Here is a 16,103-nt window from a genome sequence, read left to right as displayed (position 1 = left end):
CAACTTGTTCTAACTTTAGATCATTTAGTATTTAGCTGGCCACAGGCCGCAAGGACATCATCACCTTTAGTGGTACGAACCATCGTCGGGATTTTGAATTCTTCCAGGATTAATTTGAAATCCTGAACACTTTGAAGCTCTGGCCTCTTATATTTTGTGCCAGGGAATTCATTGAAAGGAATGAGATTTATTAAAGCACGTCGATCTCTAAGAAGCTCACCTAAGGCCTTCGCATCTTCATTTCCATCGTTTAAATCTTTAATTATCAAATACTCATATGTAACAAATTGCTTATAACGAAGAGGTATACCATCAATGTAATCAAGTACTTCTTTAAGAGGATACTTTCTATTAATTGGAATTAGCTCGTCACGTATTTCATCAAATGGTGAATGTAGGGAAAGTGCTAAATTAACTCCAGGTATCTCATCTTTCCATCTTTTTAGTCCTGGGATATAGCCACTTGTCGAGATCGTTATCTTTTGATGGCCAATCGAAGTTCCATATTGAGAAGTAAAAATATCACAGGCCTTCTTTACTTCATCAAAATTATGTAATGGCTCGCCTTGTCCCATAAAAACGATATTAAGAATTCTCTCTTCACCTGGGCGATGATCTCTTAGCCAATGCCAGGCAGCTAGAAATTGACCAATAATCTCACTAGCTGAAAGATTTCTTTTTAGCCCTTGCGTACCAGTGAAACAAAAAGAACACTTCATGGCACAACCAACTTGAGAAGAGAGGCAAATTGAATACTTCTTATTAAAAGGAATTAAAACACTTTCTACTTTAGAACCATCTGATAATTCAAAAAGAAATTTTACCGTTTTATCGTCTGCCTGCTGAACTTTTACAGGACGAGGTAAATTAAAGTTAAAATTAGCATCAATAAAAGACATCGTACTCTTAGCAATATCAGTGATTGAATTGCTGTAATGATTTTTTCTTTTATAATACCAATTATATAGTAGATTAGCGGCCGATATATTGAGCCCATTTTGCTCTAGTAACTGCTGTAACTCATTGAATGTAAGTTGATAAAATGACTGCTTCACCAAGTCACATTATAAGAATTAACACATATAGTCCATGCTAAAGAATCAAAAGGGGTCAATTATGAAAGTTTTATTAATCAGCTTATTTTCAATTCTTACTTTTTCCCAAGAACTTGGCCTAGGTGTCGGAACCAAGTCCCCTAATATAGAGATTAAAAATATTGAAGGTACGGAAATAATTCTAGATGATAGCGACAAGAAAACGGTACTTGTTTTTTATCGTGGTTCTTGGTGTCCATATTGCATGAAACAACTTCAAAGTATTCAAACAGAAGTTATGCCAAAACTTGATAAGAGCTCTAAGCTAGTGGCCATTAGTGTGGATAAGAAGATAATTGCTCATAAAATGAAAAAGAAATATCAATACACTTTTGACATTGTCTCAGATCCTAAAGCGAGTCTTCTCTTGGCCTTTAATATTGTTAACAAACTCGACGACAAGCTTGTTCAAAAATATAAGCAGTCTTATAAAATTGATATTGAGGGAGACTCAGGCCAGACACATCACATGGTTGCTCACCCTGCAGTTTTTGTCATAAGAAATGGTAAGATCACTTATCAAGATATACACAAAGAATATAAAGATCGTACAAAGAATGATGATATTTTAGCAGCGCTAGAATAAGGCTTACTTTGTATAAAATGTTGCACGCTTTTGCTCAATGAGAACAAATTGTTTGCCCTCAAAAACAGCAAGGCCATGATAATTACCTTTAGGTAATTTTATAGAGCCAGAGAATGCATCTAGCTCATTATCGAGAATAAGTATTTCACTACTATTTGGATCTAGGCCATATAAAATTGAGTCAATAACCTTAAGGCTTGAGATAACTGGGCCTAGATCATTATCATCAATGAAGATTTCTTTTTCACTATTCAAAAGAAAATCTGCACTAGAAAATCTAGTTGCAATAACTTTATTATTCTTTTCATTGGGTATTGAAACGATAACGAGTTCTTGAGTTTTCTTATCATATGCTAAACAGCGAATATAAGAGTATTTCGAGCGAACACTTGAAAGACGTCCTCGATATTTCTCAGAAATTCCATTTGTTCCCTCTAAAAAACCTGCATAGTGATCAACAATTTTCGCTCCCTCATCAATACGGATGACAACATATGACTTATTATATCCTGTAACCATAAGACGACGTGGGCCAATGAAGCTTATACCAACAAGAGTTTTTATGTCGATACTATAAAGAGGATCTATTCGTACGTAGTAGAGAATACTTTTTAATTTATCATCTAAGATATAAATAAAATATTGATCTGTAACAATGGCAAAAAGCTTTGACTCACTATTATAATCGATATCTCTAATCCCACCCCTAATCTCACTAGGAAGACTAACCTCCTTAACCTTCATTAATTCATCACCACTTTGAAACATTGCAATCTTTCGCCTTTCATCATGCTTAAAGTAAGGTTTATCAATTGAGTAGTTTCCCCTTAAGCTAAATGGTTTTAATAGGCCACTCCAATTCTTAGTCGACCAATGCCAGTTTTTAGGAACCCAAGAAAATCTCACGGGATCACTATGTCCAATGAATGGTGGAGGACCAACTTGGGTAAATGCTTGTACCGAATTAAAAAATAAAATAATGAAATAAGAGATAAATGCCAATGATTGAAACTTACTAAGATAGCGAACTTCTCCGTCTTCATTATCAACTAAATTATTACCAAAGAATATAAGTATAATTGAGAGAATTAATAAAATTGACCAGCATATAACAACACCCCACGTATATGTGTGGAGTCCAAATATTTCTAAAGAAAATCCCTGACCAAGATCTCTTAAGAAGTGACCTCCTGTATGCCTTAAGGTCATGAAGATTCCAATCGTACAATACAGAATTAATAAACCAAGATACTTTGGTCTAAGGCCATAGCGCATAATAAAGAGAGTTGTTAATGTAACAAAAATAAGGATTGCTCTTTCCTGCCAACAGAGAATACAAGGATTATCACCTAAACCAAACCCTAGAATGAGACATGCGATTCCAACAGGTAGAATAATCAGGGCCATTGATGCCAGGGCCACGATATTATAGAAACGTTCTGATTTATTTGTCATGGACACCTCTAGTAGTTACCAGGCGGAAGAATCATCGATTTTGTTGCAACAAACCAAATTAAGAACATTAAGAATGTAGCACTATAAAGAAACTTTTCTGCTTGCCTTTGATTTTGAGGCTTCTTCCATACTAGAAAACCGGCAATTATTAACAGTACCATTTCTAAAAATTCCATACAGACTCCTTCTATCAGCTTATTTCGGCTTGTGTTTAATTTAAGCTAAGTTAAATTCCCTTAATTTTAGCTTTGCAGTAAAATAGAAAGATAACAAAAGGAGTTGTTATGAATAGTCTTAAGCTAATTTTCTTAATACTAATTTCTAGTGTGACATTGGCAAAATTTGGATCAAAATCTCAACCTCTCTATCATTGTGTGAATTATGATGAGCAATCAAAAGTTACTGATGCGATGATATATGAATCACAATACGGAAGAGGGCCAATCTTTCATGAAATTGAAGTTTATGTTGAAGATACTAATCAAAACAAGGAATTCTCATACCGTAAAAAAGTTAACTATATTCCAAAATATGATGCCAAAGTTGAGTCTTTCACAACTGGAAGTTTCAGAATAAGACTTGATCATGTCGTAGGTGGTATCGATGGAAATATTTGGGCCTTTGTCCGTATTCCAGAATATGATATTCATTCATTTGATTGGTCATGTAAGGCAGTAGAGGGACAATAAATGTCCCTCTTCAAAAATTAAACTTTTTTAACTTGAGTTGCACAAGGTCCACGTTTACCTTCCCCAAGCATATAAGTAACTTTATCATTATTGTTTAACTTATTGCCAGTTTCAACAGCAGAGATATGAACAAATAAGTCCCCTTCCCCACTATCTGGTTTAATAAACCCAAAACCCTTTGTTTCATTAAAAAACTTAACTTTACCTGTTTGCTCTGTATTCATATTCTTCCCTATTTTTTCCAAGACCGACAATCAGTTGCCGGGAACTAAATTAACAATAGAAAAGTTATCGCCAAAACATTGAGATTTGAGAATTTAAAATAGGTTAAGTTTTTCAAATCAAAAGATTACTTGGACATATTGCATAAACAATCGTGATAGTCGTTTTTAATGGAAATAAATGAGAGAAAATAAAAAAGTCGCACTAAATTAAGTGCGACTCATTTTAAATTTTATCAAAAATGGTAGGAACACTATTGGAACAATAGTAAAGACCACCACGATAATTGCTCCAGCAGGAAGATCAAAGAAGTAACTGAGGGCCATTCCAAGTAAGCTCAAAATTAAGCCAATCCCCCAACCGATAAACAGCTGTGATCGAATACGTTGAGAGAGTAATGTACTGATCAATGCAGGGACAACAAGAAATGAGAAAACAAGTAGAATACCAGCTATTCCAACAGATGAGGTAATTACAACACCAAACAACGAAAAGAAAATAAAATCCCAAAATGCAGAACTATTATCTTTATCTAAAGTTGACCTAAGAATTTGTTTTCTAAAAATATAGTGAATTGTAGCAACAATACTATAAATAGCACCTGTCTTTATAACATCTGCCCAAGTTACCCAGAGGATCTTACCAATGAGTATTTCTTTAATATGTTCTGCACCATGGGCCATCATGTTAACAACGAGAATAACAGCGGAAGAAGCGAAAGCATAAACAAGAGCGATTAACACTTCTTGCGAGATATACTTTTCAAACTTCTTGGCCCAAGCAAAGTAAGCTGCGGCCACAAAAGTGAAACCTAAAGAAACAAAGTAATTAAGGCCACTATGGTGATCGAGATGAAGGAGTAAAGCTACTGTTGAGCCTAGGCTTGCCACTTGTGCTAAGGAGAGATCAACGAAGATAACTCCTCTTCTTAAGACATGTAATCCTAGATAGCAGTGTATCCCTACAAGAATTAAACACATGACAAATGGTGCAGCTAAAAAAGAAATAACTTCCATTAATCCTCCAGTGCTAGAGCGAGGCTCTCATAAAGAGAGAAAATATCTTTCACTTGTGAGCTACCGTCAACAGCAACTGCGACATTGTTGATTTTTACATTTTTGATACTCTTACTAATTCTTTTAGCGACACTATCATCGAAGTAATTTTCAACTAAGATATGACGAATTCCTTCTTTTTTCATCTGTTCAATAACACTGATAATGTGTGAAGCAGTTGGAGGAATTCCTGGCTTAGGTTCAAGAACATTTTGAACTTGAATTCCAAATTCATCTAAAAAATAAGTTAGCGTACGGTGAAACGTTATAATCTTAGTTCCTTTCTTAATCTTGGCGCTAAGATCTTTTATCAATTCTTTAGTGCGTTTTTCATATGCTATGTAATTATTTTCGTAAGCCTGCCTATTACTTTCATCTAACTTAATGAATCGATCACGAACTCCCTTCGCAACTTCAAGGGCCTTACTCGGTGAAAGCATAAAGTGAGGATTTCCTTCCGGATGAACATCACCATGAGCACGCGTTAGCTTCCCCTTAACCTCATCTGTTAGTTTCACAAGAGCGTATGCTTCAAGTCTTCCTTCTTGTCCGATACGAACTTTTGGATTGCGACTTCCTCTAACAACAAGCGGGAGCCAACCGACTTCAAGGCCCGCACCGATACTAATTAACAGATCGGCCTTAGCTACTTTAAAAGTATAGCTAGGTTTTGCTTCTAGGAAGTGAGGATCTTGAGTACCTTTAGCAAGAGAGTGTACACTCACACTCTCTCCACCAATTTTTTTTGCAATATCTGCTAAATTTGTCGTCGTTGTTACAATTCTCAATTGAGCGTAAGAGCTCATACCTAGAACAAGTAACAACCCTATAAGAATTGACTTCATTTTAGCGACCTAGTACTGGTGTGCCGGGTGGGCACCGATACTAAAGCTTAACTGAAGACTTACTCTTTTTTCAGGACGATCTTCACCATCATGAATTTCATCGTATTGCATTCTTACAGCTGAGAATTCAGTAGGAACAAATGCTAAAAGTGCAGTATATGCATTTTGATCTGCAATTGACTCATCCTTAGCAACACCTAGGAATTCATATTGTGCTTGAGCAAACCAGCGTGGTGCAAATTGATAACGTAAGAATGTCGAATAACCACCATTTTTAACTTCGTTTGTTCCCTGAACATCTTTGTGGATAAACTCAGTTGACCAAACAAATGACGAATACTTACCTTTTTTAACTGGACGCCATTTTAATGTTAAGTCTGTTCCTAGGACAGTTGACTTCTCAGCTTGTTCTTCAAAATAAAGACCTGAAAGACCCCACTCTAGAGTTAGTGACTCAGATAAATCCCAAAGGTTTTTTAGGTTAGCGACTGTGGTGATCGAGTGTGGATCTTCAACAAATAATTCTTCATTTGTTGGCTGAAGAAACTGAACAGTTAAATCACTATACCATGGCAGTGGCGCTAGATATGATACACTTACACCAACTTCATTTAGTCCTTCTTCTCCAAACATATACTCTTGAACAAGACCACGGTAAATGAATGGCTGAGCGTGAGTATGTACCATATTGTACTTACCAAATTGGGCATAGAACTTCCCTAACTTTACTGTAAAATCAGGAATTGAAATTGTTTCAGCAAATACTTCTTCAGGCTCAAATGCATAACCATGCTCTTCCTCGCCACCCTCTTCATGATGTTCCTTGTGAACAGCAAAAGTCGCCTCAGCTCTAAAGTATGCATCAACATCTGCACTAAACTGAAGCTCTGCTTCTTGTAGAGAAAATCCATCGTGATCATTATCACGAGACGAGTTTTTATAGATAGTTAAAGCATTTAAACCGATGGCAGGATTAAACCCATTGCCTCTTGAATTGTCAGAAAGAGATTGCGCAAAAGTGTTTGAGCCTAGTAATAAAATAGAAATATAAAATAAGTTTTTCAAAATAAACCTCATTGAAAATTAATTAATTAAATTTAAAAAATAAAAAGTGAATGTAATTTAATTAACAATGAGTTGGTGGCCCACGAGGAGCTGTTTGAATAGATAGAGATTGTAATGTGTGACCGACTAGGGTCTGATAACGATCTGTAACGAGAAAAAGAAAACTTGCTTCAAGTTCTTCAGAGAAATCAGAATTACTAGCATCATATTTGAATTGAGAAACTTTAATACAGAAATGGCAAGCTTGATCTAACTTACTAGTCTCATGCTCATTTTCATGGAAATGGATGCTTGCTGTAAGAAAGCTTACAAGAAAGGTTGCCGCAAATATGAATCTAAAAAATTTCTGCATTAGCTCAATACTAGCAATACTAAATTTAAATTGTCTCGTTTTTTTTTAACAAGACAATCTATTTAGATACTTAACATCTGTCCAATAAAGAGATTACTCGATCGAAGAGAGTTTCTCTTTCTTATTTCGTATGTAGTCGTATTATAGAGTTTGGCAATACGTGTTAAGTTATCACCCTTTTTAACACGATAGCGAAATACTCTTACACCTCTAGTGATATCTAACTTTTGCCCTACGTAGATACTATTGCCATGAATTCCATTTAAGCGTCTTAAGTAAGATACGCTTAGGCCCGAGCGACTTGCAATCTTTCCTAGATAATCATTCTTTTTCACAAAGTAGAATCTCTTCCCAACAACACTCTTATACTCATTTGCTCTTAGGGCAAGTTTTTGACCTGGATAAATTCGGCTGCTTCTTAAATTATTAATTCGCTTAAGCCTGTTAAGTGAAATTTTGTAACGACGAGAGATCTTTGTTAATGAGTCCCCTCTTTTAACTCGATAGTGAGTTGGAAAGGAATTAAGTTTTCCCCATTGACGGTTACTTGCCAATTTCTGTTGAATTTCTTCTATATTCTCATAATCCTTACGAGGCATCCAAATCGCATATTGCTTAATCCAATTAGGTGTACGCTTATGTTTAAGGGCGGGATTAATTTTTTCAATTTCACTGCGATCAATATTAAAATGTTTTGCAACATCTTTAATGTGCACGCCCCCAGGAACCTCCACTAATTTTAAATCAGGGTAAGTCGGAGATTGTGCAATCGTCTCTTCGTCAAAGCCAAATTGAGCAAGATTTTCACCAACGTAGGCTGCTGCCAAAAACTTAGGGACATAATTTCTCGTTTCTCTTGGAAGTAGTTTTCGATCTGCAAGTTCCCAAAAATTACGTGTTCTCCCCTTCATAATGGCACGTAAAACTCGAAGCTCCCCACAATTATAAGCTGCAATTGCAAGTTCCCAAGAATTAAAAACGGTATATAGATCTTTCAGATACTTCGTTGCGGCCTCTGTACTATGAACAGGGTCTCTTCTTTCATCAACAACACGGTTAACAGCTAGTCCATATCTCTTTCCCGTGGCCTTAATAAATTGCCATGGCCCAACGGCCCCAGCATGAGACAGTGCAGTTTTGTTATAGCCACTTTCAATTAGAGGTAGGTAATATAATTGATATGGAAGCTCTTCTTCTTCAAGTACTGTTTGAATAACTTCTTTGTAATACATTCCCTTTTTAATAAATTGTTCAAAACGAGCACGATCTTTTACTGCAAAATAATTTATCCATTTTTGGACACGTTCATTTTGATAGAGCTCCATCTCATGCTTAATTGTATCTTCATCTTGATAAGAGATCGTATTGCTTCCAGCAACAGCAGGTGTAATATTCTCTTTCTCTGAAGAAACACATGAGAACAAAGTGAATAAGAGTGTAAAAATAGAGAAGAACTTAATTGAATTTAAAAGAGTATTTTTTTTCATATAAAAATTCTAAGGGAATTTTCACGAAATAAAATATGATCAAACACAAATTAGTTTTATCCTAATTCAATAAATCATCTGAAACATCAGACACTTCAATCTGTAAATCCACATCTTCATAACGGTCAGGAACATTCGATAATTTTGACTGAAAGAGTTCTTGTAGCTTACGAATAGAAATAAGGCCTTCATCTGATTTCTTCCAAATAGCATAGAGAGACATTTTAAGAGGCTCTCCAAGATTAAATGTTTTGAGTCCGAGGTATTCTTCAAGCGGATTCTTAGGCAAGAACATCACACAACGTCCTCTCAAACACAACTTATGAACAAAGTCGATATGATCGCTATAGACCTTCTCTTTAGGTATGACACCATTCTTTCTTAAGTGTTGGTAAATAACACGATTTAGATTCTTATCCCAATTACTCTCTGCAAATGGAATATTTACAAGTAGATCCTTTTCATCCTTAAACTTGTCATAAAGTTCTGTTGAGCAACAGAAGACAATTTCGAATGAACCTATTTCAGCAACATTTAGACTTTTTCTCTTAGGTTTTCGAAGAGAGATTCCCCAATCGATATTTCCTCGTAAAATATTATCCACAAGAACTTCATGGTCGGCCTGGCGTATTGTGTTAACTGTTCCATATTTCGTATAAAGATCCCAGTATTGAGATGCAAACTCAGTAGCAAGATCATATGAAATAGTCTCTTCAATACCAATTGAAACAGGATAACCACCAACAACATCTTCTGAGAAGTGTTCAAGTAACTTACTCCCCTCTTCAAAAATGCCTTTTGTTCTTTCGAATAATTGTAGGCCTTCAGGTGTTAGAGATAGCCCCTTTGAGCTGCGATTAAATAGCTTCATATTGAATTTATTTTCAAGACGCTTTAATTGTTCACTAAGTGTTGGTGATGAAGTACCTATGATTTCGGCACCTTTTTTTAAAGATTGAACTTTGGCGACTTCATAAAAACAATAGAGATGATTCCAATTAATATCTTTTAGTTTTTCCAAGTTTATTCCTCGATTCATTTAGCTTTGCTCCTTACCTTAACAAGACGATCATCAATTAGCAAAAACCGAACTACCTAGTCGCGCTAAGTACCTAGGAGTCGGAAGAAAGGGGGAAAAATTGGTCTAAAATGAAAATGATCATCTTTAAAACCTGTTCAAATAAGTTACTTATTATATTTAAAATCATATCAACCTCTAAATTATTAACTCTTAATATTGAGTTTATGAAACTCAATCCCTGCACTTTGAAGCTCAATATAGAGCTGTGTGCGCATATCATTTCTTAACTCCCAAGCATCACTTGGATTATCGGCCCAAGCAGCTAACCAACACTCAATAGCATCCTTATCTAATTTCATGACCCACATCGTTGGCTCTTCAACATCGCTGAAGTATTCCGATCTTTTTGCAACCTTGTGAGCTATTTCCTTTACCAACTTCAAGTCGACATTTGGCGCAACGAAAAATTCAACGTGTGTCCAAACATAATGATCATTCATTGTAAAATTCTGGATTTCTTTCTGGAGTAACTTTGAATTCGGAATTACTAATCTAATCCAATTCCATTTTTTTATTACTGAATAAGTCAATCCAATCTCTTCAATTAGCCCATAATGTCCATCGATCGTAACGGTATCTCCTATCTTGATTGATTTAAAAAAAGAGATAATGACACCTGCAAAGAGATTTTCTAGAAAAGGCCTTAAAGAAAAACCAGCAATCACAGATACAATGGCAGCGATAATTGAAACGTAGACTGTTGGAATTTCACCTAAGTACGGAATTGAAACAAATAGAGACCATAAAATAAAAAATAAAACTGGCAGTGCTTTCATCATAAATGAGAAGCGACCTTCTATGCCCTCAGCACCATGAGACTTTAATTCTTTTTCTTGATCGTCAACAGGTGAATCTGTTTCAACTGCATCAGAAATATCTCTTTTGCGAATATTTTTGAGCTTTCTTTTTTGCACTCTTTTAATATTAAAAAGAGAAAGAAAGTACCCTCCTAAAAATAGGAGGGTAACCGTAATTGGGTATAAATAATCGACCAAGGAGTTAGCTATTGGCTTCATTTACAAGCTTTGAATTTTTCATTCGATTATCAACAACCTTATTACTAGAAACGATTTCATTTAATGGTGTGTTTGAAAGAACAAAGTATGTGATTAGTCCTGCCATGATACCTGGGGCAACTTCATAGATAGTCGCACCGTAACCAAGATTCATCCAAACGATTGTCACGACTCCACCAACAATAACCATAGAAATAGCAGTTATTTCAGATACCTTCTTACCAATTGCATAGATAAAAAGGAGTGGGCCAAAGCAAGCAGCTAGTATTGACCAAGAAAGAAGAACCAACTCAAACACATTCTTGCTTCCAAAAAGGGCAACACAAAGAGCAATAATTGTCGTACCTGCTGTTGCTAGCTTTGTTAGATAAATATTATCTGATTTTTTAGGTAAAATATCTCTCGTAAAAGCTGCAGAACAACTAAGTACCTGAGAGTCGGCCGTCGACATTGTTGCAGCAAAAATACCTGCAAGGACAACACCAATCAGTAACTCAGGTAGAAGTTTTTGACTCATTAAAGGTAGTGCGAGTTCAGCATCAAAATTTGCTGAGCTTGGTAAGAGAAGTCTTGCAGTTAGACCAACACCAATTGTTAAAATTGTAAAAGCAATAAACCATGCATAGTAATACAATTTAGTCTTTGCCATATTCTTAGTATCATCAATTGTCATAAATCTAATCATGATATGTGGTTGTCCAATAACACCAAAACCAGCAAATACCCAACCTAATATAAATAAACCGATTCCCGTTCCACCTGGTACATTAAGTCCAGTTGGAGTGAAACTCAAAAACCCAGGAGATACAGCATCTAGTTTTGTCACATATGAATTAAATCCACCAACTTCATTGATTCCAACAAAGAAAAGTAGCCCCATTGCAATAATCATGACAAATGATTGAGCTGCATCTGTCCAAATTGATGCGCGAATCCCACCTGATAGACAGTAAGCAAAAACAATGACTGCACCGATAATAGCACCAGTACTATAATCCCATCCAAAGAGAACGTGTAAGGCCTTAGACCCTGCCTTGAATTGAGCAGCAGCATAAACACCTAAAAATAAGATAGTAATGATACCGACTAACAATCTAAGTTTCTTAAAACTTGTTCCACGTTGCCAACGAGAAAGAACACCCCCAAAGCTTAATAGGTTTTCTTTTTCAGTAACATCTCTTAGCTTCTTGTGAACAAAGAAACTCATGACCATATCACCAACAATCCAACCAATCATTACCCAAGAAGATTGAAGTCCACTCGTATAGGTATAGCCAATAAGGCCAATAAACATATATCCACTATTATTTGTTGCCACAGCAGATAAAGCTGCAAGCCATGGTGGTGTGGAATGTCCTGCTAATAAATAGTCAGAATTATTTTTCTTACTTTTTAAACTTGAAGAAACTCCAATCAAAACAAAGAGGAGTAAAAAAAAGAGGAAACTGTAAACAATCATTTAACAATCCTTTTTTTGGCACAGCTATCCGTTCACTTAAAGAATACAAAGCGCTAGCGAACAAGATGAGCTCTTGCTTATTAATAAAATACTAAATTAAAAACTTATTCATTAGAGTATCGAGAGGCAATTCTCTTCATCTTCAATTAGGCTTCGACGAAGGAAAGATGTCTCTCTTAGCGCCTTACCATGCCCCTCTTCACAAATAGAAGTCTTCTTTTGTACTTTAGTTTTGCGGGACTGTTTCTTATCAACGATACTATAACTTACTAATTGTACTAATTTTTCAGATTTCTTATTGTTCATTTAATTACCTTAACATTGTCTAGATTCATTAAGAATTGATTAATTTACTAATTAGGTTATCCCTAAGACTCACGTAGTTGGGCCGAGCGAAGGATCGCTTTATCAATTCCCATCCTCACAAATGCATCGACACCATTATCCTTAAAACTTTCAATCGCCTCTATCGTAACGCCCCTTTTAGACGTTACTTTCCTGATTAATTCATCTAGTTCACTCTCGCAATTAATCAATGCACTCTTTGCACTTCCTCGAAATAATTGGCTAACGATTGCTCTGGATTCAACTGATCCTAATCCCCAATCCTTCAAAGAGTCTTCTAGAGTATTCATAAAATAATAAACAAAGGCCGGGCCAGATGCCGAAACAATGGTTACCTGATCAAAGAGTTCCTCGGTACTCATTTTTAAAATTAAAGAGCTATCAGAGAGAAGCATTTTAATAAAATCAAGTTCATCTACTTCCACATTCTTCGAAGAACTAAGAAGACAGATTCCTTCAGAGTATTCCATAGGTAAACTTGGCATCAATCTGATTACCTTTGTCGTATTTAAGAGCCTACAAATCTTTTCTTGATCGATTCCGGCCATGATAGAAATGATAACTTTCTTTGAAAGGTCCATACTCTTTAGAGACTTTGCTAATTCTTCAAATTGTTGAGGTTTACAGCCAATCAAGAAATAGTCTGCATCACAAGCTTCTTCTAAATCAACAATTGCCTTTCCCTCTACTTCTTTAGCTAGTTCAACTGCTCGAGTGTGACTTGGCGTATAAGTGAGAAATTCATTTTTTACTTTTTGGCCTCTATACATTGCACGAACAACTGCGCTGGCCATATTTCCGCAACCAATTACTGCAATTTTCTTCATCACTACTCTCCTTGCTCTATTAAATTATGATCTGACTTGTCCATCACCGACGACAACATAGCGAGAAGTCGTCATTTGTTCGACACCCATTGGCCCATAAGCATGTAGTTTCGTTGTTGAGATTCCAAGTTCAGCACCAAGGCCTAGTTGAGCACCGTCGTTAAAACGAGTTGAGGCATTAACCATGACACAACTTGCATCAACGCTTTTTAAGAACTTAAGACAATTGTCTTCATTAGTTGAAATAATACATTCTGAGTGATTACTTCCATACTCTCCAATATGCTCAATAGCATCATCAAGAGAAGAAACTGTTTTGATTGATAAAATATTATCTAAATATTCTGTCGCCCAGTCTTCAGAAGTTGCTTTAATGAATGAACCTTTTGTCTGTTTTGCAAATTCTTCATCAACTCTTAATTCACATCCTTTTGCCAAAAGTCTTTTCGCAATTTTTTCATTTACTTTAGGAAGAATGTCTTTATGAATTAGTAGTGTTTCAATTGCATTACATACACCGGTTCTTTGTGTTTTTGCATTCTCTACTAATGTCACGGCCTTCTCAATATCAGCTTCGCTATCAATATACATATGACAAAGGCCCTGGTAATGAGCAATGACTGGCATTTTGGCATTTTCAAAAACATGATTAATTAGGCCATGTCCACCACGTGGTATAACAACATCAATCTCTTCTTTAAGACTTAGTAAATCATTTAAAACTTCGCGATTATCTGATGCTAAAACTTCAACGACACTCTTATCAACATATTTCGATATCGCCTCCTGAATGATCTGTCCTAGAACCTCATTTGAATGCTTGGCCTCTTTTCCACCTTTTAAGATGATGGCATTTGAAGATTTAAGCGCCAAGGCAGCGCAATCAACAACAACATTTGGTCGACTTTCAAAAATCATTAGGATCACCCCTAGTGGAACCCTCTGACGCTTTATCTTTAAACCGAGATCATTAGTAAATTCGTTATAAAAAGTACCAACGATTTCAGGTTGTTCCTTAATCGTTTTAACTCCAGAGATAATGTCATCAATTCTTTCATTAGAGAGCTTTAGGCGATCAACCATTGCTTTAGAAAGATCATTTTTAAAAGCAGCATCTAAATCAAGTTGATTCTTTTGTAGAATTAACTCACGATTTTTATCAAGGGCCCTAATAAGATCATCAAAAATCATTTCTTTTGTTTCACTACTCAATTGTAGTAATTCTCTTGACGCCTTCTTTACTGTACTAGCTAATTTTTTCATCAATTATTTCCTTTTCTAAAATTAAGTTTATTGTATGGACAACCTCGATTGATGTTCGAAAACCAATAACTTCTTCGATTTCATCACTATGGCGTCCCATAATTTGTTCAACTTCACAGTGGCCATACTCACAAACCCCGGAAGCAAAAACTTCTCCATCACAAAGAATATCAACACAGTCCCCTTTATAAAATTGGCCAAAAACATCAATAATCCCTTTTGGTAAGAGTGACTTATTTTCATTAAGAGCTTCGAATGCACCTCGATCAACTTCAATATAACAATTTGGTTTTTTCATTGAGAGCAGCCATGCTTTGCGCTCTTCTGGGTCATAGGCATTTTTAGGTGCAAAGTAGGTTCCTATGTCTTTAGTGAGTGGATCTAAAATTAGGCGCTCATTTTCCATTGAACTAATAATCGCCTTTATACCTATAGGAGTAATTTTTGTGATGGCGTGAACTTTTGATTCCATTCCACCTTTTCCTACAGCAGTCTTTCCTTGATAATCCACGTCCTCAAGAACATCACTTCCAAATGGAACAATAGCGATTCTCTTTGCATCACTAAAAGCAGGATCTTTATCATATAGGCCATTTGTTGAAGTGATCATAAGCAATGCATCGGCATTAATCATCTGAGCAGTTTGCGCAGCAAGGTGATCATTGTCTCCTAAGGCAATTTCGGTAAAAGAGATCGTGTCATTTTCGTTAAGAATAGGCGTAATATTATTTTTCAAAAGTACATTTATACTTTGCTTTGCATGTAGGTTGCGCTTTCTATTTCTAAAGTCATCATGGGTTAGAAGAATTTGTGAACATATTTTTTGATTCTCTTCAAATAGTCTTGAGTATGTATTGATAAGCTTTGGCTGCCCCACGGCACTTGCAGAGTGCTGAAGATCAATTTGACCTCTTCTTGGTAAGTGCTCCTTAAGAAAAGACTTCCCCACACTAACTGCACCAGAGCTTACTAGGACGATTTCGATCCCTTCATCAATTAGCTCACATATATCCTCTACTATTTTTCTAACCTTCCTTGTATCTAATTTTCCGCTGTCTTTTGTAATAACGTTACTTCCAACTTTTACAACAAGGCGCTTCACACCCTGTAGTTCTTTACGAAGTCTCATTCCTTCCCCTTATCTTGTTTAAAAACAACATGACATAAATTCCAATAAACCAAAAGTGAGACATTTCAAGATTAGGGATAACCGAACAAGCAAGTCTCTGACTAGAGTAGTCAACATATACTAGTATATTGTT

At 35.8% G+C, this 16,103-nt stretch carries 18 protein-coding genes; 2 read left to right on the top strand and 16 right to left on the bottom strand.

Annotated elements, in window-relative coordinates:
* Positions 1 to 20: 20 nt before the first annotated feature.
* A complete protein-coding gene (rlmN, locus tag ACMAWV_RS14090; RefSeq protein ID WP_412470151.1) occupies positions 21 to 1,055 on the bottom strand; it encodes a 23S rRNA (adenine(2503)-C(2))-methyltransferase RlmN in 1,035 nt (344 codons plus the stop codon).
* A 61-nt stretch (positions 1,056 to 1,116) separates the two neighbouring features.
* On the opposite strand from rlmN, the gene ACMAWV_RS14085 reads away from it, so the two are divergent.
* Positions 1,117 to 1,680, top strand: coding sequence for a redoxin domain-containing protein (locus tag ACMAWV_RS14085; protein WP_412470152.1), 564 nt, complete (start codon positions 1,117 to 1,119; stop codon positions 1,678 to 1,680).
* 3 nt (positions 1,681 to 1,683) lie between these two features.
* Here ACMAWV_RS14085 and ACMAWV_RS14080 read toward each other — a convergent pair whose 3' ends face one another.
* Both ACMAWV_RS14080 and ACMAWV_RS14075 read right to left on the bottom strand, forming a co-directional pair.
* The gene (locus ACMAWV_RS14080; RefSeq protein WP_412470153.1) at positions 1,684 to 3,135 is read right to left on the bottom strand and encodes a disulfide bond formation protein B; all 1,452 of its coding nucleotides are present in this window, start codon (positions 3,133 to 3,135) and stop codon (positions 1,684 to 1,686) included.
* A gap of 8 nt (positions 3,136 to 3,143) precedes the next feature.
* The gene (locus ACMAWV_RS14075) at positions 3,144 to 3,311 is read right to left on the bottom strand and encodes a hypothetical protein (protein WP_158246878.1); all 168 of its coding nucleotides are present in this window, start codon (positions 3,309 to 3,311) and stop codon (positions 3,144 to 3,146) included.
* Positions 3,312 to 3,419: 108 nt separating this feature from the next.
* On the opposite strand from ACMAWV_RS14075, the gene ACMAWV_RS14070 reads away from it, so the two are divergent.
* Positions 3,420 to 3,824: a hypothetical protein gene (locus ACMAWV_RS14070; protein WP_103218123.1), complete on the top strand. Its 405-nt coding sequence runs from the start codon at positions 3,420 to 3,422 to the stop codon at positions 3,822 to 3,824.
* A gap of 17 nt (positions 3,825 to 3,841) precedes the next feature.
* Here ACMAWV_RS14070 and ACMAWV_RS14065 read toward each other — a convergent pair whose 3' ends face one another.
* The 13 genes from ACMAWV_RS14065 to proB form a co-directional block, all read right to left on the bottom strand.
* Complete coding sequence (locus tag ACMAWV_RS14065; protein ID WP_103218124.1) at positions 3,842 to 4,048, bottom strand: cold-shock protein; 207 nt, start codon at positions 4,046 to 4,048, stop codon at positions 3,842 to 3,844.
* A 207-nt stretch (positions 4,049 to 4,255) separates the two neighbouring features.
* Positions 4,256 to 5,062, bottom strand: coding sequence for a metal ABC transporter permease (locus ACMAWV_RS14060; RefSeq protein ID WP_103218125.1), 807 nt, complete (start codon positions 5,060 to 5,062; stop codon positions 4,256 to 4,258).
* A complete protein-coding gene (locus tag ACMAWV_RS14055) occupies positions 5,062 to 5,946 on the bottom strand; it encodes a metal ABC transporter substrate-binding protein (protein WP_103218126.1) in 885 nt (294 codons plus the stop codon). Before ACMAWV_RS14055 ends, ACMAWV_RS14060 begins: the two co-directional genes overlap by 1 nt.
* Positions 5,947 to 5,955: 9 nt before the next feature.
* Positions 5,956 to 7,011, bottom strand: a complete 1,056-nt coding sequence (locus ACMAWV_RS14050) for a hypothetical protein (protein WP_103218127.1) — start codon at positions 7,009 to 7,011, stop codon at positions 5,956 to 5,958.
* Between the two features lie 61 nt (positions 7,012 to 7,072).
* Positions 7,073 to 7,363: a hypothetical protein gene (locus ACMAWV_RS14045; RefSeq protein ID WP_103218128.1), complete on the bottom strand. Its 291-nt coding sequence runs from the start codon at positions 7,361 to 7,363 to the stop codon at positions 7,073 to 7,075.
* 62 nt (positions 7,364 to 7,425) lie between these two features.
* Complete coding sequence (locus ACMAWV_RS14040) at positions 7,426 to 8,850, bottom strand: LysM peptidoglycan-binding domain-containing protein (RefSeq protein WP_103218129.1); 1,425 nt, start codon at positions 8,848 to 8,850, stop codon at positions 7,426 to 7,428.
* A 61-nt stretch (positions 8,851 to 8,911) separates the two neighbouring features.
* Positions 8,912 to 9,889: a LysR family transcriptional regulator gene (locus ACMAWV_RS14035; RefSeq protein WP_392992586.1), complete on the bottom strand. Its 978-nt coding sequence runs from the start codon at positions 9,887 to 9,889 to the stop codon at positions 8,912 to 8,914.
* Positions 9,890 to 10,074: 185 nt separating this feature from the next.
* Positions 10,075 to 10,845, bottom strand: coding sequence for a mechanosensitive ion channel family protein (locus tag ACMAWV_RS14030; RefSeq protein ID WP_158246879.1), 771 nt, complete (start codon positions 10,843 to 10,845; stop codon positions 10,075 to 10,077).
* 85 nt (positions 10,846 to 10,930) lie between these two features.
* The gene (locus tag ACMAWV_RS14025) at positions 10,931 to 12,406 is read right to left on the bottom strand and encodes a sodium/proline symporter (RefSeq protein ID WP_103218132.1); all 1,476 of its coding nucleotides are present in this window, start codon (positions 12,404 to 12,406) and stop codon (positions 10,931 to 10,933) included.
* A gap of 111 nt (positions 12,407 to 12,517) precedes the next feature.
* A complete protein-coding gene (locus ACMAWV_RS14020; RefSeq protein ID WP_103218133.1) occupies positions 12,518 to 12,712 on the bottom strand; it encodes a hypothetical protein in 195 nt (64 codons plus the stop codon).
* 62 nt (positions 12,713 to 12,774) lie between these two features.
* A complete protein-coding gene (locus ACMAWV_RS14015) occupies positions 12,775 to 13,578 on the bottom strand; it encodes a pyrroline-5-carboxylate reductase family protein (protein WP_412470154.1) in 804 nt (267 codons plus the stop codon).
* Positions 13,579 to 13,602: 24 nt separating this feature from the next.
* The gene (locus ACMAWV_RS14010; protein ID WP_103218135.1) at positions 13,603 to 14,841 is read right to left on the bottom strand and encodes a glutamate-5-semialdehyde dehydrogenase; all 1,239 of its coding nucleotides are present in this window, start codon (positions 14,839 to 14,841) and stop codon (positions 13,603 to 13,605) included.
* A complete protein-coding gene (proB, locus tag ACMAWV_RS14005) occupies positions 14,825 to 15,970 on the bottom strand; it encodes a glutamate 5-kinase (protein ID WP_103218136.1) in 1,146 nt (381 codons plus the stop codon). Before proB ends, ACMAWV_RS14010 begins: the two co-directional genes overlap by 17 nt.
* Positions 15,971 to 16,103 lie beyond the last annotated feature (133 nt).

The sequence above is a fragment of the Halobacteriovorax sp. RT-1-1 genome, from assembly GCF_047085455.1.
Classification (GTDB): Bacteria; Bdellovibrionota; Bacteriovoracia; order Bacteriovoracales; family Bacteriovoracaceae; genus Halobacteriovorax_A.
This window is presented reverse-complemented; position numbering and strand designations above follow the sequence as displayed.

What these genes read in the sequence shown, in the direction of transcription:
- ACMAWV_RS14085 (WP_412470152.1), top strand. Translation starts at nt 1,117, where the DNA reads ATGAAAGTTTTATTAATCAGCTTATTTTCAATTCTTACTTTTTCCCAA.
- ACMAWV_RS14080 (WP_412470153.1), bottom strand. Translation starts at nt 3,135, where the DNA reads ATGACAAATAAATCAGAACGTTTCTATAATATCGTGGCCCTGGCATCA.
- ACMAWV_RS14075 (WP_158246878.1), bottom strand. Translation starts at nt 3,311, where the DNA reads ATGGAATTTTTAGAAATGGTACTGTTAATAATTGCCGGTTTTCTAGTA.
- ACMAWV_RS14070 (WP_103218123.1), top strand. Translation starts at nt 3,420, where the DNA reads ATGAATAGTCTTAAGCTAATTTTCTTAATACTAATTTCTAGTGTGACA.
- ACMAWV_RS14065 (WP_103218124.1), bottom strand. Translation starts at nt 4,048, where the DNA reads ATGAATACAGAGCAAACAGGTAAAGTTAAGTTTTTTAATGAAACAAAG.
- ACMAWV_RS14060 (WP_103218125.1), bottom strand. Translation starts at nt 5,062, where the DNA reads ATGGAAGTTATTTCTTTTTTAGCTGCACCATTTGTCATGTGTTTAATT.
- ACMAWV_RS14055 (WP_103218126.1), bottom strand. Translation starts at nt 5,946, where the DNA reads ATGAAGTCAATTCTTATAGGGTTGTTACTTGTTCTAGGTATGAGCTCT.
- ACMAWV_RS14045 (WP_103218128.1), bottom strand. Translation starts at nt 7,363, where the DNA reads ATGCAGAAATTTTTTAGATTCATATTTGCGGCAACCTTTCTTGTAAGC.
- ACMAWV_RS14040 (WP_103218129.1), bottom strand. Translation starts at nt 8,850, where the DNA reads ATGAAAAAAAATACTCTTTTAAATTCAATTAAGTTCTTCTCTATTTTT.
- ACMAWV_RS14035 (WP_392992586.1), bottom strand. Translation starts at nt 9,889, where the DNA reads ATGAATCGAGGAATAAACTTGGAAAAACTAAAAGATATTAATTGGAAT.
- ACMAWV_RS14025 (WP_103218132.1), bottom strand. Translation starts at nt 12,406, where the DNA reads ATGATTGTTTACAGTTTCCTCTTTTTTTTACTCCTCTTTGTTTTGATT.
- ACMAWV_RS14020 (WP_103218133.1), bottom strand. Translation starts at nt 12,712, where the DNA reads ATGAACAATAAGAAATCTGAAAAATTAGTACAATTAGTAAGTTATAGT.
- ACMAWV_RS14015 (WP_412470154.1), bottom strand. Translation starts at nt 13,578, where the DNA reads ATGAAGAAAATTGCAGTAATTGGTTGCGGAAATATGGCCAGCGCAGTT.
- ACMAWV_RS14010 (WP_103218135.1), bottom strand. Translation starts at nt 14,841, where the DNA reads ATGAAAAAATTAGCTAGTACAGTAAAGAAGGCGTCAAGAGAATTACTA.
- proB (WP_103218136.1), bottom strand. Translation starts at nt 15,970, where the DNA reads ATGAGACTTCGTAAAGAACTACAGGGTGTGAAGCGCCTTGTTGTAAAA.